Origin of the sequence: Microcoleus sp. Pol10D4 (assembly GCF_036701555.1) — a bacterium.
Classification (GTDB): domain Bacteria; phylum Cyanobacteriota; class Cyanobacteriia; order Cyanobacteriales; family Microcoleaceae; genus Microcoleus.
This window is the reverse complement of record NZ_JAUBRA010000001.1, coordinates 111,058-137,440: the sequence shown is the minus strand read 5'-3', so window position 1 is coordinate 137,440 and position 26,383 is coordinate 111,058. Positions and strand designations below refer to the sequence as shown.

The 26,383-nt window shown below is 47.9% G+C and carries 15 protein-coding genes; 11 read left to right on the top strand and 4 right to left on the bottom strand.

Features of this window, described 5'->3' with window-relative positions:
- Positions 1-26 precede the first annotated feature (26 nt).
- The 4 genes from groL (at position 27) to QUA36_RS00450 (ending at position 3,506) form a co-directional block, all read left to right on the top strand.
- Positions 27-1,667 carry a chaperonin GroEL gene (gene groL / locus QUA36_RS00465; protein ID WP_333130301.1) on the top strand — a complete coding sequence of 547 codons (1,641 nt, stop codon included), beginning with the start codon at positions 27-29 and terminating at the stop codon, positions 1,665-1,667.
- A 216-nt stretch (positions 1,668-1,883) separates the two neighbouring features.
- Positions 1,884-2,246: a Tse2 family ADP-ribosyltransferase toxin gene (locus QUA36_RS00460; protein ID WP_333454867.1), complete on the top strand. Its 363-nt coding sequence runs from the start codon at positions 1,884-1,886 to the stop codon at positions 2,244-2,246.
- Between the two features lie 167 nt (positions 2,247-2,413).
- Positions 2,414-2,782, top strand: coding sequence for a hypothetical protein (locus tag QUA36_RS00455; protein ID WP_333454865.1), 369 nt, complete (start codon positions 2,414-2,416; stop codon positions 2,780-2,782).
- 61 nt (positions 2,783-2,843) lie between these two features.
- Positions 2,844-3,506, top strand: a complete 663-nt coding sequence (locus QUA36_RS00450; RefSeq protein WP_333454863.1) for a glutathione S-transferase family protein — start codon at positions 2,844-2,846, stop codon at positions 3,504-3,506.
- A gap of 324 nt (positions 3,507-3,830) precedes the next feature.
- Here QUA36_RS00450 and QUA36_RS00445 read toward each other — a convergent pair whose 3' ends face one another.
- Together QUA36_RS00445 and QUA36_RS00440 are read right to left on the bottom strand one after the other, a co-directional pair.
- Complete coding sequence (locus tag QUA36_RS00445) at positions 3,831-4,796, bottom strand: SH3 domain-containing protein (protein WP_333454861.1); 966 nt, start codon at positions 4,794-4,796, stop codon at positions 3,831-3,833.
- A gap of 662 nt (positions 4,797-5,458) precedes the next feature.
- Positions 5,459-5,644: a hypothetical protein gene (locus QUA36_RS00440; protein WP_333454859.1), complete on the bottom strand. Its 186-nt coding sequence runs from the start codon at positions 5,642-5,644 to the stop codon at positions 5,459-5,461.
- Between the two features lie 319 nt (positions 5,645-5,963).
- Between QUA36_RS00440 and QUA36_RS00435 the strand changes: the two genes are divergently transcribed.
- Positions 5,964-6,845 (top strand): glycerol acyltransferase, encoded by an 882-nt coding sequence (locus QUA36_RS00435; RefSeq protein ID WP_333454858.1) that lies wholly within the window; start codon positions 5,964-5,966, stop codon positions 6,843-6,845.
- Between the two features lie 386 nt (positions 6,846-7,231).
- Here QUA36_RS00435 and QUA36_RS00430 read toward each other — a convergent pair whose 3' ends face one another.
- Positions 7,232-8,617, bottom strand: a complete 1,386-nt coding sequence (locus QUA36_RS00430; RefSeq protein WP_333454856.1) for a 2-polyprenyl-6-methoxyphenol hydroxylase-like oxidoreductase — start codon at positions 8,615-8,617, stop codon at positions 7,232-7,234.
- Between the two features lie 398 nt (positions 8,618-9,015).
- Here QUA36_RS00430 and QUA36_RS00425 point away from each other — a divergent pair, with 398 nt between their 5' ends.
- Positions 9,016-12,117 carry an MFS transporter gene (locus tag QUA36_RS00425; RefSeq protein WP_333454854.1) on the top strand — a complete coding sequence of 1,034 codons (3,102 nt, stop codon included), beginning with the start codon at positions 9,016-9,018 and terminating at the stop codon, positions 12,115-12,117.
- A gap of 858 nt (positions 12,118-12,975) precedes the next feature.
- Positions 12,976-17,520, top strand: coding sequence for a response regulator (locus QUA36_RS00420; RefSeq protein ID WP_333454853.1), 4,545 nt, complete (start codon positions 12,976-12,978; stop codon positions 17,518-17,520).
- A 129-nt stretch (positions 17,521-17,649) separates the two neighbouring features.
- On the opposite strand, the gene QUA36_RS00415 is transcribed toward QUA36_RS00420, so the two are convergent.
- Positions 17,650-19,311: a glycosyltransferase family 39 protein gene (locus QUA36_RS00415; protein WP_333159905.1), complete on the bottom strand. Its 1,662-nt coding sequence runs from the start codon at positions 19,309-19,311 to the stop codon at positions 17,650-17,652.
- Between the two features lie 74 nt (positions 19,312-19,385).
- On the opposite strand from QUA36_RS00415, the gene QUA36_RS00410 reads away from it, so the two are divergent.
- The 4 genes from QUA36_RS00410 (at position 19,386) to QUA36_RS00395 (ending at position 25,968) form a co-directional block, all read left to right on the top strand.
- The gene (locus QUA36_RS00410) at positions 19,386-20,873 is read left to right on the top strand and encodes a hypothetical protein (RefSeq protein ID WP_333159907.1); all 1,488 of its coding nucleotides are present in this window, start codon (positions 19,386-19,388) and stop codon (positions 20,871-20,873) included.
- Between the two features lie 68 nt (positions 20,874-20,941).
- The gene (locus tag QUA36_RS00405; RefSeq protein WP_333159909.1) at positions 20,942-21,115 is read left to right on the top strand and encodes a hypothetical protein; all 174 of its coding nucleotides are present in this window, start codon (positions 20,942-20,944) and stop codon (positions 21,113-21,115) included.
- Between the two features lie 28 nt (positions 21,116-21,143).
- On the top strand, positions 21,144-21,638 hold the full coding sequence (locus QUA36_RS00400) for a hypothetical protein (protein ID WP_333454850.1): 495 nt from the start codon (positions 21,144-21,146) through the stop codon (positions 21,636-21,638).
- Positions 21,639-22,410: 772 nt separating this feature from the next.
- The gene (locus tag QUA36_RS00395) at positions 22,411-25,968 is read left to right on the top strand and encodes a DUF4347 domain-containing protein (protein ID WP_333454849.1); all 3,558 of its coding nucleotides are present in this window, start codon (positions 22,411-22,413) and stop codon (positions 25,966-25,968) included.
- The last annotated feature ends 415 nt before the right edge of the window (positions 25,969-26,383 follow it).

Genomic DNA, 26,383 nt, shown 5'->3' with positions numbered 1-26,383 from the left:
CTCAAACCCTCTCATCCCCAAAAACTATGGCTAAGCGTATCATCTACAACGAAAATGCACGTCGCGCCCTCGAACGCGGTATGGACATTTTGGCCGAAGCAGTGGCCGTAACCCTCGGCCCCAAAGGCCGTAACGTGGTTCTCGAAAAGAAATTCGGAGCTCCTCAGATCGTCAATGACGGTGTTACCATCGCCAAAGAAATCGAACTAGAAGACCATGTAGAAAATACAGGCGTTGCCCTGATCCGTCAAGCAGCTTCCAAAACCAACGACGCAGCAGGCGACGGCACCACAACTGCTACCGTTTTGGCTCACGCAATGGTCAAAGAAGGTCTGCGTAACGTAGCAGCAGGCGCAAATGCGATCGCCCTCAAGCGCGGTGTTGACAAAGCAACCACGTTTTTGGTAGAAAAAATTGCCGAACACGCCAAACAAGTAGAAGATTCCAAAGCCATCGCTCAAGTCGGCTCCATCTCTGCTGGTAACGACGATGAAGTCGGCCAAATGATTGCCAACGCAATGGACAAGGTGGGCAAAGAAGGCGTGATTTCCCTGGAAGAAGGGAAGTCTATGACCACCGAATTGGAAATCACCGAAGGGATGCGCTTCGACAAAGGCTACATTTCTCCCTACTTCGTCACCGACACCGAACGGATGGAAGCGATTCTCGAAGAACCCTTCATCTTGCTGACAGACAAGAAAATCGCTTTGGTACAAGATTTAGTACCCGTGCTCGAACAAGTAGCTCGTTCCGGCCGCCCGCTGTTGATCATTGCAGAAGACATTGAGAAAGAAGCTCTAGCTACCCTCGTTGTCAACAAACTGCGCGGTGTGTTGAACGTGACTGCTGTTAAAGCACCCGGTTTTGGCGATCGACGCAAAGCCATGTTAGAAGATATCGCCGTATTGACCGGCGGTCAACTAATCACCGAAGATGCCGGTTTGAAACTGGAAAACACCAAGCTTGACATGATCGGCAAAGCCCGCCGCATCACCATCACCAAAGACAGCACCACAATTGTTGCCGAAGGTAACGAAGCAGCCGTCAAGTCCCGCTGCGAACAAATTCGCCGTCAAATGGACGAAACCGAGTCTTCCTACGACAAAGAAAAGCTGCAAGAACGTTTGGCCAAATTGGCTGGCGGCGTCGCAGTCATCAAAGTCGGCGCGGCTACCGAAACAGAAATGAAGGATCGCAAACTGCGTTTGGAAGATGCGATCAACGCAACCAAAGCAGCAGTAGAAGAAGGAATTGTTCCTGGTGGCGGTACAACTTTGGCTCACCTGACTCCTCAATTGGAAGAGTGGGCTAACAGCACTCTCAAGGGCGAAGAATTGACCGGTGCTTTGATTGTGGCACGGGCTCTGGCTGCTCCTCTGAAGCGGATTGCTGAAAATGCTGGTTTGAACGGCGCTGTGATTGCTGAGCGCGTCAAAGAAAAGCCGTTTAACGTCGGTTTCAACGCAGCGACAAATGAGTTTGTCGATATGTTTGAAGCTGGAATCGTTGACCCTGCGAAGGTGACTCGTTCTGCTCTGCAAAATGCCGCATCTATTGCTGGTATGGTGCTGACAACCGAGTGTATCGTCGTTGACAAGCCTGAACCGAAGGATGGCGCTGCTGCTGGCGCTGGCGGCGGCATGGGCGGCGGCGACTTCGATTACTAATCGATAGTTTGATGGGGTGGGCTTTTGGGCCTACCCTGTTATTTTGGTAACGGTTTTTAGCATAGGCATAACTTTAACTCTGAAACTCTGAAGCGAAATTAACTAAACGCACAATCTATAAGGCCCCGTGCCTCTGTACTCACATGCGAGGTTATACCCAAAAACCTAACCCTGCGTGCGTGACCGTTAGTTTTTTACGATTTCAGGAGATTAAAGATGCCTACAACACCCGTTGCGTTGTATCGAAAGGGGAATGCTAGTTCACCTAGAATGGATCATGTTAGACCCAATGATATTGCCGTTTCTGAACAGCAAGGTGAATTATGGGTTATGCCTACTTTAGAAGAAGGAAAGTTGTCAGGAGGAATGTCTCGGCCAGAAGGAATATCAACCTATGAGAGTCCAGGCTCAGGAAAAAATTGGTATAAATTAGACCTCGGCACTGACATTCCACCAGAACTGGAATTAGTGAATGACCGGGACGGTCATTGGTTATTCCAGCCCAGTAGACCGATGACTCTAGAAAAATACAAAGAGGCACTTCACCTCATAGGCACATTTTTCTGTAAAATAGAATAAGTTAAGAGGAGGTTGGGTGTAAGTAGATAAACTCAACCTCCTAATATAATTAATAGTATATTTGATTAGTTTTTTATATCAAATTACCTGCCTCGAAAAAAATAATCTTTTGGGTATTTTTAACTCAAGTCGGCAAATGAGTATTTATTCTTACCAAGGCAAGTATCATGAATTTATCATTTAAAGATTTAAGGTTTATTATAGAAGCCATTGAACATCAAATCAATGCCTATCAAGAACGTTTGCAAGTAATAGAAGATGTAGATGAGGATGAGGCAGCCGATCTAGGGAACGATATTAAATTTTTAGAGCTTCTCCACGCAGACATGACGACAACTTTAGAGCAGAATACCAAACCTTTAAGTTTTGATGAGAGTTTTTCTCCCGATCGAAATGATAATTATTCGGAAAATTCACAAAATTTATCTTTTCAAGAATTAGTGAAATTAACGCTTAAATTGTCAGTTAGCGAGCGGTTATTTCTAGTAGAGGCTATTACCTCGTCTGTGCGTCAGGAAGTCACTATCAGCCAATAATCAGCCAATAATAGCATCTTTAGAAGTTTGTTATGATGATATTTTGATTATAGCAACCGCCATGAAACTTTACCACACTCCCATTTCCCCCAACTCCCGCCGCGTCTGGATCGCCCTCTTAGAAAAAAACCTCGACTTTGAATTGGTAGAAATCCACTTGGACGGCGATCACTTGCAGCCTGAGTTTGTCGCAATGAATCCTTTTCACCGCATCCCTGTTTTGGTCGATGATGACTTCACTGTCGTCGAGTCTCTAGCAATTCTTGACTATCTAGAAACGAAGTATCCCGAACCGGCAATGCTGCCAAAAGATCCGCAAGATTTGGCAGTTGTGAAAATGGTAGAATTGGTCACGGTTAACGAACTTGCGCCGGCACTTTACCCCCTCAGCAGTGAAAAAATGGGATGGGGAACTCCTGAACCTCAAGCAATAAAAAAGGCGAAGGAAAAAGTCAATACTGTGCTGGCATTTTTTGAAGGTTTGTTGGACGATCGCCCTTTTTTCGCTAGCAACACTGTCACGTTTGCCGAGTGCGTTGCCGGTACCGTCGTGCCCTTGCTACCTTGGGTTGATGTGTCCCTAGACGGCTATCCTAAAATTAAAGCTTGGTGCGATCGACTGCTTGCCCGCCCCTCATGGCAGCAAACTCAATTCACGGAAGCAGATTTGGCGGCTTTCGCATCTCGGAGACAAAAATTTCTCGCACAAGCTGAAGCCTCTTGAAGCAATCAATTGTGAAGTGATCGCTCTTTTTCCTAGCTGTTTTCGCCTGCATCCAAATTCCCATCGCAGCAATGGGGCAGCCCGCCGCCCGATCGAACTACGAAGCAATTAACGCTAAACAGTTCATTGCCGATCGCAAAATTACCGTCTCCAACCCCAAAGATATCGCAGCAAAACTCTGACTCGCGACAGAAATAAGTTATTCCTGCCTAAATCCAGGAAGCAATCTGGGCTCCGCGTTGTTTTCTGGCTGCGCGACAATCTTAAAACTATTTTCGGTGTCGATCGCTCTTTTAGTCAAAAAGAGCGATCGAACTCAGAAGTTTACTTACACATGATCAAATTTCCAGCCGAGATGAATCCGGCCACAGGGGCTGAAATCTCAACCCAATTGCGGTCTTCTCCATTCTTATCTTTCACTAACTGGAAATTCGGTACAAGCGTTACTTGACCGTTAGCCGGTACACCGCCTTTAACAGCAGAAGTCTTTGAAGGCTCGGTGCGGATAGCTAGACCCCTCGGCGCTACGCGAGGTTCTACTTGGCGGCACAGACTTACTGGGCCCGTTGCAGGCGCGGGTGCTGGTGCTGGCGCGGGTGCTGGTGCTGGTGCTGGTGCTGGTGCTGGTGCTGGTGCGGGCGCTGGTGCGGGCGCTGGTGCGGGCGCTGGTGCGGGCGCTGGTGCTGGTGCTGGTGCGGGCGCTGGTGCTGGCGCTGGCGCTGGCGCTGGTGCGGGTGCAGGCGCTGGTGCGGGTGCTGGTGCGGGTGCAGGCGCTGGTGCGGGTGCAGGCGCTGGTGCGGGTGCGGGTGCAGGTGCGGGTGTTGCTGCGGGTGCGGGTGCAGGCGCTGGTGCGGGTGCAGGTGCAGGAGTTTGACTAATTGTGCACGAACCTAAATTACTTTCGTCGTTGGGATAGCCGCTAGCCACATACCCTGTGACGGGAGCGCTAATTTGAATCCAGAGGCGACCATCGGAGGCTTTAACAGAACTAGCGCCTTGGGACAGCGTTACCTGCGTGTTAAGTCCTACCCCGCCAACTCTAGGGGATTTGGGGTCTGGGTTCTGACGAACCGTCAAACCTTCTTTGGGAGTGACTTTGCGGCAAAGGTTGCCAGCCTGGGCTATTTGAAACGTGGCGCTATCTTCAAAGGAAATATTTTCCGCATCTTGACTGACAGTGGATGTTGATGGGGCGGCAACACCGATGGCATTGGCCTGCAAACTTCCGGTTGCGATCGCGATCGCGCCCAGCAATGCAGCGGGTTTATTCCAGCAATTCAAGTTTTTCATCCGTTCAACTCCTCACTTAACCACAATCATTATCTTAATTGCAGGTCAATATAGCAAAAAAATCGATTTGTCTTCCACAAAAAAGCTTTATATAACTTTTTTATGACTCCAAGTCAAGTTTTATTGATATTATTTAATGTTTGGTGAGTTGAGCGAAGAGACATAAAGCTGCTACGCCTATAAATGGCTCATTATGGCAGAGCGGGATAGGAGGAGAAGGCCAGAGTGTCCGAGTCGGGGAATGGCAGAGGGGGAAAGCCAACAGTTAACTGTTTAAATGCGGGACAGTTTACTAGGAATCAAAGTCATGTGTTGTCCGCCAATATCTTGTCAGGTGTCCGTTAAACCATTTAGCTGTCAGTTGTTGCAGTTGAGTAATATGGGGCTACATTTCAGGTGAATTCTTGGCAGATTCGAGAGCGAGATTGTGCTTGAGATGCTGCCAGATTCTGAGTGACAGGCGATTGGCGCGATCTACCCCATCGTCGTAGTGGGGTGTCGGAAGCCGGATACAGTTCTTCGATCGCGCTGACATAACTCCAGTGTCGATCGTACCTTACTTAAACAGGACTTACGCACTCAAGGGCGTTAAATCAACGGTTTGAGATTGCTTCACTACTTTATCTTCGGACAGAAAATCGTAGTACGCGCGTCCAGGACTATTAAAATTGTGGCAAACAGCGCAAATCGTTAGCATTGACGCGATGGCTCCCGTCAATTTGATAAAATCTTCCAAAACGGAAACTTATCGGCTTGATGCACAGTTGTGTTTTTGTGGCTACAGCCGCCCCGCCATCAGCGACAGTTGGTGTAGCTGTTTGCAAACGGTTTTGTTCCTGTGGAGACAACCAGCACAAAACCTCCGAACAAAAGCAGCCCGCTCACATCAGAAACCAAATATTTGCGCCAATTCTGATTTAATTATATTGCTATAGCAACCGCGATAGATGTTTATGAGGTTTTCAATTCCCGAAACTAATGCGGTAGATTCCTTCGGAATGGGAGCATATTAATGATAGGCAAAATATTTTTTTGGGAGGGCGATGGCCATTAGCGCAGGCACAAGGAGAGGAAATGCCCAACTAATCTCCTCCCTTCTTCCTTCTTTCCCAAATAACTCAAGCCTTCTCTATTCGAGAGTTAAAGCTTTCTTCCTTCTGCTATATAATGACCAAAGCGTTAAATATTTTTGCAGTGACAAAAACTACTAACAAAAAAGACGGAAAATCCTCTAAATATCCCTTTGACGGTTTATCTTTAGACGATCGCAATCCCGACTTCATTCAGCTTTTGTTGCCAATCTGGGAATGGTTGTACCGCTACTATTTTCGCGTAGAAAGCGACGGCTGGCACCACGTGCCCGCGAGCGGAAAAATGCTTGTTGTCGGTTCTCACAACGGGGGACTCGCCGCTCCCGATATGTTTATGTTCCTATACGAATGGTTCCGCAGGTACGGAACCGAACGCTTGGCCTACGGATTGATGCACCCGACGGTTTGGGAAGTTTCTCCTGATGTTGCTAGCATGGCGGTTCAGTGTGGAGCCCTCAAGGCGCATCCGAAAATGGCGATCGCAGCTTTGCGAAAAAATGCTCCAGTTCTCGTCTATCCGGGCGGCGCTCAAGATGTTTTCCGCCCGCACCACTTGCGCGATCAAATCTACTTTGCGGGACGCAAGGGATTTATCAAATTAGCATTGCGAGAAAAAGCGCCAATTGTACCGATTGTATCGCACGGTGCACACGATACTTTGATAGTTTTGGCAGATTTGTACGAACAAGTTAAGCAATTGCATGAATTGGGGATGCCGTGGTTGTTGGGCATCGATCCGGTGGTATTTCCGGTGTATTTGGGATTGCCTTGGGGACTGGGTATTGGGCCTTTGCCGAACTTGCCTTTACCCGTGCAAATTCGGACTCGCGTGTGCGAACCGATTGTATTTGAGAGGTACGGTTCGGAGGCGGCGCGCGATCGCGATTATGTTGATGCTTGTTTCGAGCGAGTTACCGCCCAAATGCAACGGGAATTAGATTGTTTGGCTGGTAAGTGAGAATTGCACAAGTCTACATTATTCTAGGCGGCAGAAACCGATTTTTTTTACGACAATATACCGTGAAGGGCGAGGGATATGGGTGAAAAACTCGGTTTTTTGAGTCCTGTGGGGAAGTCGTGACTAAAAACCTTTTTTGAAATAAATCATTAGATTTATTTCAAAAACCGACTGTTGGGGTACTAAATCGGATTTTACCCCTCTTAATTACGTGAAATACCCGAAAACCGCAGTCGCAAAAGTCACGCTTTTTATCATCCCTGTTCTAGCGGACATAATATCAGGTTAAATAAACGCAGATGAATAGGATTTTATCTGGGTTTATCTTCCTTCCTCGGCGGGAAAAAATAGAATTGGCAAAAATAACCGGATTCTGTATAAAATCTTTATATTAATTCTGCCTTCTGTCGAACTGTGACTAATTGCCCGATCGCCTTAACCGCAATACTGGGATGAACAAGTACAGCCGGCGACTCAATCATGTGCAGAACTTCCAAAAAAGCTTGACAAACTTTAGCATCTCCCACCAGCACTTTTAACACCAAATCTATGTAATCAATTGTCAGCCGCGTAGCAAGGTTTAGTTTTGCACCTTCACTTCCCGGATAGCGAGAGTCCTGACTGATGGCAAACGTCCAAGGAATAGTGTGTAATTTTGCTAGTTTTTGTTGAAATTGTCGCGCAAAGCCTGTTAAATCGCCTTCTGGATACCGCTCTCTTTGCTTTTGCAAACATTTATCTAGCATCTGAGCATCTAGTGCAGCAACCGTCATTCCCTGTCCGTATATCGGGTTAAAAGCGCAAACTGCATGACCGATAATTATTAAGTTTTCAGGGTAACGAGCGAGCCGCTCGTAGTGGCGCAAACGGTTTTCTGTACCTCGATAACTATAAACAGGTGTTATTGCTTCTGCGTCTTTAATTGCATCATAAATTGTCGGGGTTGGCAAAGTGCGGGCAAATTCTAGAAAACCTGCTTCGTCTGTGGGGGGATAATCGCGATCGCCCCCGATGAGAAGCACCAGCCAGCGATTGCCTTCGATCGGGAAAATTGCACCGCCACGGGTGCGAAATGGCGGTGCGGTTGACACAAATACTGGCGCAGTGTCTGACAATTTACCGCTGCCTTCATAGATGCGGCTGGCATAGCCGACAAAAGCATTAATAGCGGTTTCTTGCGGAGGTTCATAGCCCAAACTTTTCAACCATTGAGGTGTTTTTGAAACTTTACCGCCAGCATCGACTACTAAATCTGCATACAAATTTTCTGCATGGATGTTACCTGGGTTGTGGCGATCGCGAAAACGCACCGACACGCCAGCAACTTCCGTGCGTGAGGCATTCGCCAGCAACCCCGTTACTGTGCCTCCTTCGAGGAAATGCACGTTCATATTTTCAGCCAACCTACGGCGAATTTGCCAATCAAGTAAATCCCGACTGAAGATAATTAAATCATTTAGATCCGGGCTAAATTGCGGTGCCCAACCCGCCGGACTAAACCACCCGATCGACCTCGGATCTAAACTAGGAGCACCAGCAGCTACGAGTTCCTTTTCCAAGCCGGGAAAAAACTCTTCTAGGATCATTTTTCCCCTATTTAAAAGGACGTGAAGGTGACGGGATTGAGGAATCCCAGAGCGAGGTGCGGGTTTTTCTGGGAAAAAATCTCGTTCAACAATACTTACTCGGTCGAAGTGTTTTGCTAATACTCTAGAGGCTAACAGTCCTGCTAAACTACCGCCAATAATAATTGCATGACTTTCTCGCTGCACGATCGAATTCCTTGAAAGCTAATTGGGTATGGGATTGGTAGATGAATTGTCAACAATTTGTCGCGGTTCTGTACAGACTCTTTATATCGATCAACAAAAGATTTTCCTCTGCAATTATTTTAATCAGACTTACCATTACTACCATCTATCTCGGATGCGTAGCAGCACACTTTACTCATAACTGAGAACTAACAACTTCACAACTGCCAATTTACATACCACAAATATTTCTAAAGTGACAGCCGGCCACAGACATATTTCTACACTTCCAACTGTAGGGGGATGCTTTAGCTCGTCAATAAGGCGATGCTTGCCATTGGGGGCATGAGTCTAAAACTATACATTGGTTAACTCGCGCCAACGATCGCGCGCACCCACCCCTTAATGAGGAATATACTATGTATCAAAATTTGCCAATAAATCCACAACTGTATAACATCGGGTCTTGGCTGGCACAAGTGCCAGTAGAGCAGACTACTATATACAGAGCAGAAGACGCAGCACTCCTCTATTCCGGGCCACAATTTTTTATCGCCTTGATAGCTGGAGTTGTGCTCGCCTGCGCTTTCCAACTCTTGCTAACAAATTTATCAGTAGCTGCGGGCCTTTCCTACATTGGACAATCGCACGACGACGGCGGCCAGCACTCGGATAGCGGCAGCTCCCCAGTCCGCCACATCGGCAGAAAAGTAGGCACTTGGACGCTAATAACCGTCACCGTCGCTTTATTTTTCGCTTGCTTGCTAGCAGTTAAGCTCAGCTTGATTAGCAATCCCGGTTTAGGTGCGATCGTCGGTTTAGTCGTGTGGGCCACCTATTTCTCAATGCTCGTCTGGGTGAGTTCCACCACCGTCGGTTCTTTGATCGGTTCCGTCGTCAACAGCGCCACATCAGGCTTTCAAGCGATTCTCGGCACCGCAGCCTCGGCCATCGGCGCAAAAGCAGCCAGCAACCAAGTCGTCGCCACAGCCAAAGCGGCAGCAGCAGCAGTGGGCCACGAACTTGGTAGCGCGATCGACCCCACAAGCTTGCGCGAAAACGTCGAAGACTACATCCAAAGCCTCAAACCGCCAGAATTAGACATCAAAGGGATGCGTAGCGAGTTTGAAAAATTGCTTAATGATCCGCAACTAAAAACCATTGCAGCCGAAAATTTGCCGAATCTCGATCGGCAAACTCTCGTAGATTTAGTAAGTTCGCGATCTGACTTATCAAAACGAGACGTAAACCGGATTGTAGACCAACTTCAAGATGCTTGGAAACAAGTAGGAAAACAAGGGCAGCCATCAGACGGCATCGCCCAATTAGTAGACTATCTCAAATCTGCTAAATCAGGAGATTTGGTCTCAGATAAATTGGCAAGTAGGGTAGAAAAAGCCCTCAGCAATCTGGGCGGTCAAAATTCTGGACAGAACCCGACAATGATGTCCCAAGCAACGACAATGGCAGTCAATGCTTTAATGGGAATAGTATTGGGTCGCACGGATATTTCCGACTTGGATGTGGAAAAAGTAGTCGGTCAGCTCAAACAAGCTAAAGACAAAGTTACCCAGCAAACTGATAAAATTACCGCTCAAGTCAAAGGCGAACCCCAAACTTACAGCCCAATTCGCGCCGACGTAGAAAACTACTTGCTCAACACTTATTCGTGGCAGATGAACCCGCAAGCGATCGAGCGCGAATTTCGTGACGTACTCTACGATCCTACAGCCGATCCGGGAACAGTGCGCCGCGAATTAGAAAAACTAAAACAGTCTAATTTTGCGGAAATATTGGCCAGTCGAGGCGTTTTTACCCAAGACAAAATTAAAGAAATTTCCCAGGAATTAGAAGCAATTAGACAGCGCGTTTTACAAACCGTAATCTTTGCTGAGGAGCAAGAAAAAGCTCGTGATTTGCAGTGGCGACTGGAAACTTATTTGAAGCTGACGCCGAAAGAAGAACTGACAGCAGCAGGTATCGGCAGGGATTTCAAAAAAATCTTAGAGGATTCCGACGCTAGTTACGAACAGTTGCGCGATCGGCTTTCTCCTTACACCCGCGACAGTTTTGTGCAAATTCTCCGAGGTCGCGAAAACTTCGGATTCCAGGAAGTAGAACAGATTGTTCAAGAGTTGGAAAGGACGCGAGATGTAGTTTTAGCAGATTCTCAAGGTCTGCAAGAAGCAGCGCAAGCCCGACTAGACAACCAGTGGCAAAGAGTACAAGAATACTTGAAGTCTACGGGCAAAGAAGAACTCAATCCCGAAGGCATCAAGCGCGATTTGAAAACGCTGCTGGACAACCCGGAAGCGGGAATGTGGGCGCTGAGAGCTAGGGCTTCTAAGTTCGATCGCCAAACTTTGGTAAAATTGCTATCTCAGCGGAAAGACCTCAGCGAAGACCAAGCAAATCAGCTTCTCGACAGCACCGAAGAAACTTGGCACGGCGCGCTGCATACGCCGCAAAAGTTGGCGGAAAAAGCTAAGGATCAGTACGACCATACAACAACCGCCCTTGCAGATTACCTCCGCAATACTGGCAAATCAGAACTCAATCCAGAAGGGATTAAGCGGGATTTGACAAAACTGCTGGAAAATCCTAAAGAAGGAGCTTTAGCGCTGCGTGGCCGCCTGTCTCAAGTCGATCGCGATACTTTGGTAAAACTGCTTTCTCAGAGACAAGATTTGAGCGAGGAACAAGTCAATCAAATTATCGATCAAGTGCAGGAAACCCTTGGCTCGATAGTGAAAGCGCCGCGCCGTTTGGCGAAACGGGTGCAAAGCCAAGTACACGATTTTCAGAGTGTTTTAGAAGATTATTTGCGTAATACGGGCAAGGATGAATTAAATCCCGAAGCCATCAAGCGCGACTTGCAACTGCTGCTGCATGACCCGAAAGTCGGTGCTTACAGTTTGGGCGAGCGCTTGTCGCACATTGATCGAGCTACAATTGTTTCTCTGCTGTCTCAGCGGCAGGATATTTCTGAAGCAGAAGCCAATCGCATTGTCGATGGAATTTTGTCGGTGCGCGATGAATTCGCAATGCAAATTCAGAAAATACAGGAGGGTATTCAGTCGGTAATTGACGGGATTCTCGGAAAAATTCGGGATTACCTCAATTCGCTCGATCGCCCTGAACTAAATTACGAAGGTATTACGCGGGACGTGCGGAAGTTATTTGACGATCCGCAAGCCGGATTTGATGCTTTGCGCGATCGGCTTGGTCATTTCAACCGCGATACTTTAGTAGCACTAATGAGTTCGCGCGAGGACATTTCCGAAGCAGATGCCAACCGCTTGATCGACCAAATTGAAAGAAGCCGCAACAGCGTCTTGCAAAGAGCAGAACGCTTGCAACAAGAGGCGCAGCTTCGCCTCGAAAGCATCAAAGTGCAAGCTGAAAAACAAGCCGAAGAAACCCGGAAAGCAGCAGAAGTTGCCTCTTGGTGGCTGTTTTTCACGGCTCTTACCTCGGCCGCTGCTGCTGCGGGCGCCGGTGCTTTAGCCGTCATCCGATAAAAACGACTCCAATTGCGATCGGATTGCAGATAGTGCCTGATATGAGTTTCTACTGATATCAGGCACTAATGTTAGTAAAGGATTTGATCGAGGAATGGGAACGGGTTTGTATGAATTTGTTGGTACTGTTGAATAATGTTATGGGTAAACCCGTTTCTACCCGTTTGTTGAGGATTGTGCAAACTGTGAATTTATAAATCTTAATTAGCAGTTTTGATTAATTCAAAATAGAAAAGTGAAAAGCCGATTTTTTTGATTGTTGTATATTTTATTTGCAGATGTAATAAATGAAAAGCCGCCGCATATTCATTGTCTCTGCTATGACAATTGTTGAACGCGGTTCAAGCTTTTAGGCTGGATAGGCTTTTGGGATTATTGCACTACTCCTGCAAGGATTGTTAGAGAAGGACAAAAATCAAAACAGCTATGGCAATAAGAACCTTTTGGTAGGCAAAACTCGGCGCCCCAGTCCGCTCTCTCCTCAATATTTTTTAGGTACAATAATAGTGAGGGTTCTCAACCCAGCACGCCTGTTATACCAACAGCCCGCCGCCCTGGCTGCGTCAGTATCAAACGCCAACTGTTTTGAGTTCGATCGCCCGTTTCTTTTGAAGATGCCGATCGTCAGGTTATAACTTGTAGGTCATAGGTTGTGCATAATATGGAACTAAAGCTGTGAAAATACTACACTGACTGTGGGGGGCAACATACCGGATACCTTGGAACTACCAAGGGCTTTGCTTTCGTCAGCCCAGAAAAGTCCACACACGCAGGCCCTGCGATCGCCAATGCTAAACAACCTACGTCTCAAACCTCTCCTGGCTAGTTGCCGAGTAGCACCGTGAGGAGGGCGACGCCATGCAACTCCGAAAAAAAACACTATTAATCATCGGTGCAGCGCTGATCAGCCTGATTGTGGTGCTCTATGCCACTGCATCAACTATTTTGCTGCATGATTTTCACAACCTGGAGGCACAGTACGTCCGCCAGGATGTCGCACGGGCTTTGGACGCATTAGATGATGACTTGTCGAATTTAGACACCAGCGCCCAAGATTACGCCGAGTGGGACGATACTTACTCTTTCGTCGAAACACGGAACGAAAATTTTGTCAAGTCAAATTTCGTCGATTCGACATTTATTTACTTGAGACTAAACTTATTGGTGCTGCTTGACTCCAACGGTAAGACGATATTCAGCAAAGGTTTCGACCTTAAATCCCAAACCGAAATCCCGATTCCCGAAAGCTTAAAACAACACTTGACCGAGGCGCTACTAGACTCATCGACAGTCGATGGCGATCGCCCCGCCGCCAAAACAGGCGTCCTCACCCTGCCAGAAGCCAGGCTGCTGATTGCCGCCAAGCCCATCTTCAACAGCAACGCCCAAGGCCCGTCGCGGGGGACGCTGATCTTGGGACGCTACCTCGACAGCAGCGAAATCGGTTTGCTTTCAGAGCTGACTCACCTGTCAGTGGATTTTAGATTGCCGAGTTTAGATTTTAAAGTTGGAGCCGCGAACTACTCCGGGCACAGCGCCAAGGCCCTGGCTCGATCGAGACAGGAGTTGGAAAATGTCAAACTCAAAATTTCTAACCTCAAATCAGTAGAAATTTTAGTCGAGCCACTCAGCGACACCTTAGTAGCAGGATACGCCCTGATTCGCGACATCCACGGCAACCTAGCGTTGCTGCTGCGAGTAGAGACCGATCGCATCATCTACGGCCAAGGTCAGGCTACCTTGGAGCTGTTTACCTTATCAATACTGGCAGTAGGTTTAATATTTAGCGCCATCACCCTGCTGTTGCTAGAAAAATTAGTCTTGGCGAGATTGGCTTCCTTGAGCACCAGCGTCAGCAACATCGCAGCCAACGGCGATCCAAGCTTGCGCGTTCAGATGGCAGGAGCAGATGAACTCGCAAGCTTGGCCGACGCCATCAACCGAATGCTAGAAGCATTGGGCAATTCTCAAGTCGAACGTAATGAAAGCGAAGACCGCTATCGGTTGATGGCCGAAAATTCAACCGACATGATCACCAGACACGACCCCACAGGCGTGTTTATTTACGTATCGCCAGCCAGCCGGGCTTTGCTGGGATATGAACCTTCGGAACTCATCGGCCGCGTCCCCAAGGATTATTTTCACCCCGACGATTTAGAAACCATTGCCAAAGCTCACTGGAAAGTCCTGGCGCTCCCAGTTACTTACACCGTCAGCTACCGCATCCGCCGCAAAGACGGCAAATACATTTGGTTTGAAACCACCGGCCGCACGATCAGTGATCCCCAAACCGGCGAAGTCCAAGAAATTATCGGCATTTCGCGCGACATCAGCGTGCGGAAGCAAACAGAACAAGAACTGCGAGAAAGCGAAGCTGCCATCAAAGCTTTGTACCAAGTAACTTCGGCTCCCCGTACAGACCCGCTCAACCACCTCTCTACCTTTGATTTGCGCCTCCAAGAACTGCTGGCAATGGGATGTCGGCATTTAGGCCTGTCCGTGGGAATTTTGTCCTGCATTCAAGGCGACAACTATCAAATAATGGCTATTGAGTGTCCCGATGGGTCGATCGTCAAAGACCAAATCTATGATCTGGAAAAAACTTTCTGCGTCGCTACGTCAATGGCAAAAGAACCGATTTACTTTGAGTCGGTAAGATTTTCGGGTTTTTCCTTCAACAGCGACGATCGAGCCTTCCCCATCGAAGCTTACATGGGCATTCCCGTCACGGTGGGAGGTGAAGTTTACGGAACTCTGTGCTTCTTTTCTCCAACTCCTGTGACAGAACCGTTCCGAGTTGTAGATAGAGAGTTGGTGAAATTGATGGCTCAGTGGGTGGGAAGCGAACTCGAACGCCAGCAAACCGACGTAGATTTGGCAAAAGCTCGCGATCAAGCACTGGCGGCTACTAGAGCCAAAAGCGAATTTTTAGCCACCATGAGCCACGAAATTCGCACTCCGATGAATGGAGTCATCGGCATGACCGGTTTGCTGCTGGATACGCCCTTAACTCGCGAACAGCGCGATTTTGTAGAAACTATCCGCAGCAGTGGTGATGCGTTGCTGACGCTCATCAACGATATTCTAGATTTCTCGAAAATTGAGTCGGGCAAATTGGACTTGGAGGAACATCCGTTTGACATCCGCACTTGCATTGAGGAATCTCTAGACTTGGTAGCTACCAAGGCGGCACAAAAAAAACTGGAAGTGGGTTACTTGATCGATCGTACAGTACCAACAACGGCGATCGGCGATAGCACCCGCTTGAGGCAAATTTTAATCAACTTGCTCAGTAATGCTGTTAAATTTACCGACGCTGGAGAAGTGGTGGTTTCGGTGACGGCAAAAAAGATTTCAGTGTCAACCGCTAACGCAAAAGAACCGTCATTAATTGCTGGCGAACCGGTAGCAATTAACCCAGCATACGAAATACATTTTGCGGTCAAAGATACCGGTATCGGCATTCCGAGCGATCGCATGGATCGGCTATTTAAATCTTTCAGCCAGGTTGATTCTTCAACGAGCCGGCAGTACGGGGGTACCGGATTGGGTTTGGCAATTAGCAAGCGTTTGGCCGAAATGATGGGCGGCCGGATGTGGGTGGAAAGTATGGGTAGTGTCGCGGGCAATCCTCCTGCCGATTTTAGATCATCGGCAGTTTTTGATTTGGGATGGGCAGAATCTTGCGAAATTGCCGAAAAATATGGGTATGCCAAATCTGTACTCAGCAACAAGCCGATCGGCCAAAATACGAAATCCCTTGGCTCTACTTTTTATTTCAGTACGATCGTTTATGGCTGCAACAATTCCTTACCAGTTAACTTGAGCAATTCTCAACCTGAATTAGCTGGCAAGCGAGTCTTAATTGTCGATGACAATGCTACCAACCGCAGAATTTTGACTCTCCAAGCTCAGTCTTGGGGAATGGTGGCTAGGGCTTCAGATTCGGCTCGTTTGGCTTTAGATTGGCTGGCTGCTAAAGAGATGTTTGACTTGGCAGTTTTGGATATGCAAATGCCGGAAATGGACGGGTTGGCTTTAGCGGCGCAAATTCGCCGGTACCCTGATTGCGAAAAGTTGCCGTTAGTGATGCTAACTTCGATCGGCAGGCAAGAAATTAACCCCCCTGCTATGGAGATGGATTTTGCTGCTTTTTTGAATAAACCCATCAAACAATCTCAGCTTTACAATGTTTTAATCAATATTTTTGGAGAACAGACAACTGAATTTAGAGGGCAGCGCACCAGCGGGGCTTTCTTGCAAAGCATACCCATGCTGGCGGAGAACTTACCCCTGCGGATTCTGTTGGCTGACGATCATTTGGTGAATCAGAAGGTGGCTTTGCAAATTTTACAGCGGATGGGGTATCGCGCGGATGTGGCGGGAAACGGTATCGAAGTGCTCGAAGCTTTGCGCCGCCAGCCTTACGATGTGGTGCTGATGGATGTGCAAATGCCGGAAATGGACGGACTGGAAACTACTCGCCGCATCCGCGAGCAATTTTCAGCAGATTTAACTTTAGAAAATCCCACGGGAGAATCAGAAGTTTCCGGAACTGATGAGCAATCTAACAATCGAAAATCGAAAATCGAAAATCGAAATTTGACTGACGAGGAATCTAACAATCGAAAATCAAAAATCGAAAATCGAAATTTGACTGACGAGGAATCTAACAATCGAAAATCAAAAATCGAAAATCGAAAATCGACAAGGCCTTGGATTGTGGCGATGACGGCAAATGCGATGCAGGGCGATCGCGAAGAGTGTATGGCTGCGGGGATGGACGATTATTTGAGCAAGCCGATCGCAATTGACCAGTTGGTGCGAGCTTTGATCGCGTGTAAATCTCGATCGAACTCCACATTCGATCGTCTGCAGCCGATTGTTTGTTTGGATGCCCCGGCGGAACAGATCGAAGGAACGAGTGAATTACAAGTGCGATCGAATGTGGCTGTTGCGGGAAATCCCCAACTGACAATTTCCAATTCGCCCGGAGTCGTCGAGTGGGGTGCATCAAATCTCGATCGGGCTTTGTCACATAGCCACGATTCCCTGAGTGCCAAGATTATAGAGGGACTGCGAGAAGTGGAAGCTTTGGACGAGGCGATCGAGATTTACCTCGAAACAGCTCCCGAACTGCTGCGAGGCATCTCTATGGCTCTGTCCAACGCCGATCCGCTGGCTTTGCGGCGATCGGCTCACTCTTTAAAGTCGATTAGCGGTACTCTCGGTGCTTTTCGTTTGTTTGAGCTGTGCGAGGAACTCGAAATCATGGGCCGCATGGGAACAAATGCTAACCAGCCTTTACCTGATCCGGCCTGCGCGCTTTTAGAAGAGGTTGAGGCGGAGTATCAAAGAGTCGAAACGGCGTTAAAAATAGAAATGCAGTCTGTTGATTGTTAGCGGTTAGATACTGTCCGATTGATTTCTTATCAATTCTAGTCCGCTCCCGGTAAGGCTGTCCATCTGAAGCAACAGTAGACAATCGAAAGTTATCTCACCCACCCCAAGGAGGGACTATTAACTATTAACTTACTTTTTAGTTACCAAAACCCAATCGTCTGCTGCTTTGACAATCTCAGCATTCTGCAAACCTAAATGTTTTAAAACTGGTTTTTCTAACAGAAAATAAGGTTGAGGATGAGATTGCCATTTCTGTTTTAGCGTCGGCGCGTCGGCGACAATAACTTGGCGTTGACTGTAAAAATTCAGCGATGGACGGCCCAAGCGGTGAGAAGTAAACACCTGTTGACCCGCCGGAGTTCCTGTGCGGACAATTTCGGCGATCGGCTTAACGGGATAATCCTCCGCCAGTTCCCAAACCCAGTTATCTGAAGCCACCAATACCAATAGCGTCAGGTAAGTTCCCCAAATTAAAACTAATATAAACTGCCGGTCTTTGCGGTGCAGCAACACGGCCGCCATTGTCATTGTCAAAGCTACAAACATCAGCATTAACTGCAAATCTCGCTCTGGAGGCGCAATTTGTCCCCCGATCCGTACCCAGCCACTAAAGTACACGCAACCGACGACAGCCACTACACCCAGCACTGCTAAAATCGCGGGATGAGGCAACAAAGAAATAGCATCAAAACGTTCTTCTGCTTCCTCTTTGATCGGCTCTGGTGGCAGCCACAGTTGCTCCCAAACTTCAGCGAGATAACTGCCAACGGCAAGAGCAAAAGCTGGATAAATTGGCAAAACATACCACGGCAATTTAGTAGTCATCACAGAAATAGCCAGCAGATATACTCCAGTCCAAACCAATACTAATTTTGGCCCTGCAAAACTGCGATTTTCCCAACTCAGACGCAGCCCTTGTAGCCAAAATAACTGCCACGGCCAAGCTAATTTAAAAATTTCTAACAGATAGTACCAAGGCGGGCCTCTGTGACTGCTTACAGGTTCCGAAATTCGCCGGAAAGATTCGTTAACTAAATTAATGTGGATGAAATATTTGCCGTAGTGCAGCCATTGGGCAAAATACCAAGCAGCTACTGGCAATGTTCCGATCGCCAATCCGCCCCAAAGATACCCAGAAGTGAGGAGTCGCGGGGTATCCCAAACCAAAAAAATACAGCCCATCGCACCCAGCAGTAGCCCCAACATCACGCCCTTAGTCAGGCAAATGAGTCCGAACCCAATCCCTGCCCCCAAAGCGTAGCGCAAATCCCGGCGCGATCTTAGCAAACACCACATCGCCGCCAGCAAAAAACACAAAACTGCTCCATCCAACATCGCCAAACGTCCATGCCGCACCACCGGTAACAGCGTCAGATACACGAGGGCAGAAAAAATGGCGATCGAACGCGGAGGAAACAACTCCCTGCCAATGGCGTAAAGCAAGGGCACTGAAGTGGCTGTCAGCATCGCCGGTACCAACCTCGCCGTCAATTCGCTGACACCGCCGACGGCAAAACACAGCCCGATTAGCCAGTGTACCAGCGGTGGTTTGTTCAAATAAGGCATTGAGTCGATCGTCGGATACAGCCAGTTTAAGTTGCCGCGCCAAATTTCACGACTTACCTGCGCTGCAATGCCTTCATCCCAATCCCGCAAAGCCACGCCGCCCAGATTCATCCCGAAAATCAGCACTGCAGCCAACAGAAAAGCCAGCATCCACACTTTGTCTGTAAAGCTGTCATTCCAACGATTTTTCAGTTTGCGGCTTAGGAATGGAAAGATTTCTGACATAAGTTAAGAGAGTTTTGAGCGTCCCAAACTGAAGGTAAACTTAGACAGCAGTTATTCGCGACTAGGAAAATACCATGAACTTGCCTGTAATTATAGATATTATCATTGGCTTAGTATTTATCTACCTGACTTTAAGCTTGCTAGCTTCGGAAATCCAGGAACTGATTGCTACTGTTTGGCAGTGGCGGGCGGAACATTTAAAGAAGTCGATCGAAGTGCTAATTTCTGGAGGCAGCGAAGGATCGAAAGATCCCCTGCAATTTAAGAGAGTCGGACAGTTAGCCCATTCGATTTACGCCAATCCGATTATCAAGGATTTGAATCAGGGAGCGAAAGGGGTTTTGTCAGAAGGATTCCGCTCTGTTACGCACCGCATGGGGGATTTGTACCACGGAGTTACGGGTACTAAAAATGTTTTCGGCAATAAATCCAGTGGGCCTTCTTATATTCCAGCCGAGTGTTTTTCTGCTAGCCTTTTGGAGACTTTAAAGGTTTCTAGCTTGCTCAGCTCTATCTCTAAAACCCGATTGGAAAGATTTAAAAATTTACAATTAGCACAAATTCAACAGATTGGAGGAAATCTGAGTTTACCGGATTCTACTAAACCGATTATTGAGCAAGAATTTAGGTGGCTGACTGCGGAGTTCAATCGAGTTGTTGAAGATTATCAAAACAATTTAGCAAGTTTGAGCAACAGCTTAGATCGGATGTCGGAAAAGCTAGGATTTTATATTAAAGATTCTCAGGTTTATCTACCAGAAACCGAGCTGGCAGGGAGAGAATTTCAGAGGCAGATGGCATTTGTCAAGGCTCGTTTTGATAGCAAAATTGAGCGAGGGGCGCTGCTAGGGCAACTACAACCGAGTTTCAGCAATCTGTTAAATACTGTTAAAAAAAGTCAAGATTCTGTAGCAGAAATTATGGAACTCAAAGAGGAGAGTCCGATTTATCAACAAATTCAAGAAACCTTGGACAGTATGCCAGAATCTTTGAAACGCAGCCTTTATATTTTAGCGCAGCGCGCTGAAAAAAGCGGCGGAGATACTCAAGAGCAGTTGCAGCGGTTTCAGAAAGAAATTGAAATTTGGTTTGACCAATCGATGGAGCGTGCTTCTGGTGTTTACAAGCGGAATGCTAGAGGGGTAGCGATTTTGCTCGGAACTGCGATCGCTGTCGCTGCTAATGCTGATAGCATTCATATTATTAATCGGTTGTCGAAGGATTCGATGTTGCGATCGACTGTTAATTTGTACGCTGAGCAGTTGGTGACAAATAATGCTAAGACTAAATCAAATAATTTAACCAGTCTGACAAAAGTTCAACAGGATGTCGATCGAGCTTTGGATCAGGTAGCTCTGCCTTTTGGATGGAGCGAACAGAACAGCTTAGAACGAGATAAGCAGGGGAATTTATTGTGGCCGGCTTTGATTGCAAAATTGTTTGGTTGGATATTGAGCGGCGTAGCTATTTCGATGGGGGCTGCTTTTTGGTTTGAGGCACTCAACAAGATCATTAATATTCGCAATGCAGGGAAAAAACCGCCATCTTCCACAGAATCTTGAGCGGTGCAGTTGCGAGGCCAATCTACTAAGTGTCATACCCTTTTAGATTTTAGATTTTAGATGGGGGAATGACTGAAGACTATGGAGGTTTCAAGCACCGGCGTACAGTTGCATTCTTTTTTGAAAGTGGGATCACGGATAGGATACCGGATCGATCGGTAATTGCGCGTTTGCCGGAACTAAGGGAAAACACGCAGAATATAAATTCCGTGCGATCGCGGATGGCAGTGCTGCAGAAATAGGGCAAACTGATAGATAGGTTAAATAAGAATGGGCGACATCAACAAGGTTGCTGGCAGTTTCAGAAGCTCTGACTCCAAGGCTGTATCTACCGCTCAACACACTTTTGGAGGACGGAATATGTTGACTTCTTTAAGGGAAACGACTCCCGCCTTGGAATACACAAATTCCCCATCCAAAAGTTTTGTATTCAAGGACTCCAGCATCAATGAAGGTGGATATTTTGTTTCCAGAATTTTGACTGGGGAATCTGACTGCATCGAGAAAATTACCTCGGCACTTCAAAAATATGCCTCTATCCTTAGAGAGATTGGCAAAGTTGGCTCGACTTCTGACGGCCGATCGGGCCAACTGCAATTAGGCTTTGTTATCCTCAGTTCAGATTACCTAGAACGATACAAAAGTCAATTGCCAAAATCGCATACTTCTCGGACTCAAAACAGCGGACTTGGTTCGTGTTATGCCGATCGAGATAGTGATATACTAAGCAACGGCGATGGGCGCGATCGACTTTTTGCTAATTAAGGAGAGTGATTTAATGCAGGGTGTGGAATGTACCGAGGGCGACTGGATCGAATGCAATTGTAATTAGTGACGCAGGCGCGATCGCAATCAACGATTTCGATCTGACTAAATCAGCAATCATATCAACTCCCGCTGAATAATTTGAATCACGTTTGTAGTGAGGATGGCAGTCCTCACAGTGTCGGTAGCACCCCATAAGACAATTGATTTCCCGCGATGGGTTCCACTTAATATTAGACAGTGTTGACTGTTAGTAAATGCGACCAAACGTCCTGGTAATCAGTATTTGGGTGTACCGCCAACCTAGCAGCTTCAAAGCATATAGAATTCTTCAAAATCTACATAATTCAGTTATCCCTTGGATGAAATACAGCTAGGGAAACTCTAGTGCCTTGTCCCTCTACGTAAAATCTCACACTCCAATAAGAAATACTAAATATAAGAGGAGTTATTCGGAGGTGAATTACCTCCACTATTTCCGCATCCCTCAACTCAGGCTACTATTAGCAAAATAAGGTCAAAAAAAATTGGATAATAGAACCTAGATTTATTTCAAAAGTCCCGATTAATATTGCCATCTATTCCCATAGATAGAGGCTCAAATTTCCCTTTGACTCAATATGCAAAAGGCCAATGCCGAGCAAAATAAATCACTAAAAATATTTTTAAAATGACACCATCTCCAAATTTGGTGTTAAGATATAATCAAATAAGCCTGATGAGATTACTCCGGGGTGTATCTACTAATAATGCCCTTAATGGAGTCTCCAATATGAGTTCTACAGTCGCTCAAGTTAACTCACAATCTGCTTTTAAAAAAATGCCACTGCGCTCCTTAGTCTTCATTGACTCCGGCGTGGAAGATTACGAGTCAATTACAGCGGGAGTGCTGCCGGGACAGCAGGTAGTAATACTCGATCGCACCAAAAACGGCATCGAACAAATCACCTCCGAGATGGAAAAATATGCCTCTACTAACGGGGCGATAGACTCGGTTCACATTATTTCTCACGGCAGTTCTGGCAGCCTACAATTAGGCAATACCGCTCTGGGTTCAGATAACATAGAGCAATACAAAAGCCAGTTGGAAAAGTGGCAAACTTCACTAGCCCCACAAGCAGACATCATGCTGTATGGCTGCGATGTAGCAGGCGGTACAGGTGCTAATTTCGTCGATCAATTCAGTCAATTAACCGGGGCTGACGTTGCGGCATCCACCAACACAACCGGCCGTAGCGGCGACTGGAATTTAGAATTTGCCTCTGGCCAAATTGAATCTCCCTTAGCCTTGCAGTCAGAGGCTATGGCAAGTTACCAAGGTGATTTAGCTACGATCGTAGTATCCAACAATAGCGATAGCGGACCCGGTTCATTAAGGGCTGCGATCGCCAGCGCTGTTGCCGGTGATACAATTACCTTCGCTCCAGGTTTAGCCAGCCAAACCATTACTCTCACCAGCGGTCAACTCGATATTCCCGCTGGCAAAAACATCACGATTGACGGCGCCGCAGCAGCGGGTTTAACTATCAGTGGTAACAACGCATCCCGCGCGTTTTTTGTCAACGCCAACGTTGCCACTGCTACCAATTTTGTGGTCAAAAACCTGATTATTACTAACGGCAAAACTACCGATCGAGGTGGCGCGATCGGCACAACCGACGAAGTAAACCTCACAGTAGAAAACGTTCAGTTCAACAACAACGTCGCCGATAAAGGTGGTGGCGCAATTTTTGGTAATTTCAACAATACCCTGACTGTTACCGACAGTAAATTCAACGGCAACGTAGCCACCGCAGCTAACGATGAACGCGGTGCAGGTGCGATCGGCTTTTTGAGTTTCAAAACTTTTACAGTCACAAACAGCGACTTCACCAACAACAAAGGAATTAACGGCGGGGCAATTAACAGCCTTCAAGGTAAGCTGACAATTGACAACTCCCGATTCATCGGCAACGACACCACAGCAGCCACTTTCGCCACAGGGCAGCCCAATTCTTTCTTAAGAGGTTTCGGCGGCGCAGTTTATACCGATCGAGCCAGCAATCCCAGCGAAGCTTCCGGCACAATTAAGATTACCAATAGCGTATTTCAAGACAATAAAGGTCGAGGTGAAGGAGGCGCAGCTTATCTGTTCACCGGCAGCCAAGACAACGTTATTTTGGAAAAGAGCACCTTCCAAAATAACGAAATTCTGGCGCTACCCGGTGGAAATCCTGGAAACGGTGGTGGGGTAACGATTTTGAGCGACAACACCAACCAGGGATTGACTATTACCAACACCACCTTTGCGGGCAACAAAGCCGGCAATCAAGGTGGCGGCCTGTGGATGCGAAATGCCCCTACTACGATTACTAACAGTACGTTTTCTGGTAACTCCACGGCGTTTGCTGCTGGTGATTTCAACAAACTCGGCGGTGCAATGACTCTTGGTGCACCCACAACCATTCTCAACACGACGATCGCCGATAATTCTGCCGGCTGGGTTGGTGGAGGTATCTTCGCCACTGCCAATAATGTCACCCTCAAAAACACGATTCTTTCCAACAATACAGCGGCTAACGGAGGAAACCCTTGGGGCATTCAGCAACACGTCACCGCCCAATATAGCGATCAAGGAGGGAATTTTCAGTGGCCGGCCAAAAATCCCAATGACGGAAGCGATTTCAATGCGACGGCAAGTATTACGATCGCAGACCCCTTACTTGGGCCTTTGCAAAACCTCAACGGCGCTTTAGTCAGGCCGCTGCTGACAGGAAGTCCGGCGATTGATACAGGGATTCCCACCGGCGCACCCGCTACGGATCAGCGCGGCGTGACTCGTCCTCAAGATGGCGACAGCATTCCAGGTGCGATCGTGGACAGCGGATCTTTTGAATTGGGAGGTAGTGTCGTCCCGGCCCCAACTCCGACACCCGCGCCGGCCCCAACTCCGACACCCGCGCCGGCCCCAACTCCGACACCCGCGCCGGCCCCAACTCCCACACCCGCGCCGGCTCCCACTCCCACACCCGCGCCGGCTCCCACTCCCACACCCGCGCCGGCTCCCACTCCCACACCCGCGCCGGCTCCAACTCCCACACCCGCGCCGGCTCCAACTCCCACACCCGCGCCGGTCCCGACTCCCACACCCGCGCCGGTCCCGACTGAGACTCCGCCTCCGGCCCCAACTCCCACACCCGCGCCGGCGCCGACTCCCACGCCCGAACCGGCGCCGACTCCCACGCCCGAACCGGCGCCAACTCCCACGCCCGAACCGGCGCCAACTCCCACACCCGAACCGGCGCCAACTCCCACACCTGCGCCGACTCCGCCGCCAACACCAACTCCTGCACCGACACCAACTCCAGCTTCGGATGATTGCCTACTCGATAGCCTCAACGCCCCGCAACTAGATCCTGCCACCATCACCCCCAACCCCGTCCAACAAACTATCAACGGCGGCGAGGATAGCGATTTCATCATGGGCGGTGTCATCAACGACTCAATTAACGGACAAGCCGGCAACGATACTCTCTACGGCATGGGCAGCAATGACAACATTGACGGCGGCGCAGATAACGACTCAATCTTCGGCAATGGAGGCAGCGATTTCATCTCTGGCGGCGCTGGCAACGATACCATCTACGCTGGCAAAGATCCTGACACTGTTGTTGGTGGTGAGGGCGACGACTTGTTGAGGGGAGATTTAGGCAATGATACAGTTGCCGGCGGCGTTGGTAACGACAGCATTTTCGGCGGTAAAGATGACGATATCTTGCTGGGTGAAGATGGTGACGACTACATTTTAGGGAACTTAGGAAATGACACAATTAATGCTGGAAATGGCAACGATATTGCCTTTGGCAATGAAGGTGCAGACCTGATTTTTGGCGACATCGGTAACGATACCCTGTACGGAGGCAAAGAAAACGACAGTCTCGATGGCGGTGAGGGCAACGACTTGCTGTTGGGTGGTAATGAAAACGATGTACTCTGTGGCGACATCGGTAACGATACCCTCTACGGCGGCAAAGCTAATGATATTCTCAGCGGCGGTGCTGGGGACGATTTCCTTAGTGGCGATGTTGGGGATGATACTTTGACGGGAGGTTCGGGAAATGATGTGTTTTTCCTCAATCAAAGTTTGGGTAGCGACATCATTAATGATTTCCGCAAGGGAGAGGATTTAATTGGGCTGAATTCTGGTTTGAGTTTTAATCAACTCAGTATTACTTCCAGTAACAATCAAACTTTGATTACTGTGACGGACACCAATCAATTGTTGGCGAAGCTTAACGGTATTACCCCCGGTATTCTCACCGCTAGCGATTTCACTCAGGTAACAATCTAACTGCCTGGGGTAGGGTGCGCCATCAGCAGCCCGCCCGCTTATAAGAGGTGAAGAAAGCTCTCAAACTCCTGAAATTTGGGGAATGACGTTAGCGCAGTCCGCCCCTATGGGGGCTACGCCAACGAAGAGGAGCGATCGATCTGATTCTTTTTAACAGCGATCGGTAATAAATCTTGTTTATTGCCGATCGCCCACACCTAGAATGAGGCACATCAGTCTATTGCAATCCTGATCTGGCTAGCCATCAGCAGCGCCCGAATAAAGCCAGCTTTCTCAACCACTAAATTTCAGATTTTTGGGAACTTTTTCCAGGTAGGGAAAAACTTAAATTAATCAAACTTTTAGGCATTTTTCCTGGTTTTATCTAATGTGAATGTATCAGGTACTAGCTAGAGCAATTTTCAGGAATTCGGAA

Coding starts and splice junctions, on each gene's coding strand:
- QUA36_RS00460 (WP_333454867.1), top strand. CDS start 1,884: ATGCCTACAACACCCGTTGCGTTGTATCGAAAGGGGAATGCTAGTTCA.
- QUA36_RS00455 (WP_333454865.1), top strand. CDS start 2,414: ATGAATTTATCATTTAAAGATTTAAGGTTTATTATAGAAGCCATTGAA.
- QUA36_RS00415 (WP_333159905.1), bottom strand. CDS start 19,311: ATGTCAGAAATCTTTCCATTCCTAAGCCGCAAACTGAAAAATCGTTGG.
- QUA36_RS00420 (WP_333454853.1), top strand. CDS start 12,976: ATGCAACTCCGAAAAAAAACACTATTAATCATCGGTGCAGCGCTGATC.
- QUA36_RS00445 (WP_333454861.1), bottom strand. CDS start 4,796: ATGAAAAACTTGAATTGCTGGAATAAACCCGCTGCATTGCTGGGCGCG.
- QUA36_RS00410 (WP_333159907.1), top strand. CDS start 19,386: ATGAACTTGCCTGTAATTATAGATATTATCATTGGCTTAGTATTTATC.
- QUA36_RS00425 (WP_333454854.1), top strand. CDS start 9,016: ATGTATCAAAATTTGCCAATAAATCCACAACTGTATAACATCGGGTCT.
- QUA36_RS00395 (WP_333454849.1), top strand. CDS start 22,411: ATGAGTTCTACAGTCGCTCAAGTTAACTCACAATCTGCTTTTAAAAAA.
- QUA36_RS00435 (WP_333454858.1), top strand. CDS start 5,964: ATGACCAAAGCGTTAAATATTTTTGCAGTGACAAAAACTACTAACAAA.
- QUA36_RS00450 (WP_333454863.1), top strand. CDS start 2,844: ATGAAACTTTACCACACTCCCATTTCCCCCAACTCCCGCCGCGTCTGG.
- QUA36_RS00400 (WP_333454850.1), top strand. CDS start 21,144: ATGGGCGACATCAACAAGGTTGCTGGCAGTTTCAGAAGCTCTGACTCC.
- groL (WP_333130301.1), top strand. CDS start 27: ATGGCTAAGCGTATCATCTACAACGAAAATGCACGTCGCGCCCTCGAA.
- QUA36_RS00405 (WP_333159909.1), top strand. CDS start 20,942: ATGACTGAAGACTATGGAGGTTTCAAGCACCGGCGTACAGTTGCATTC.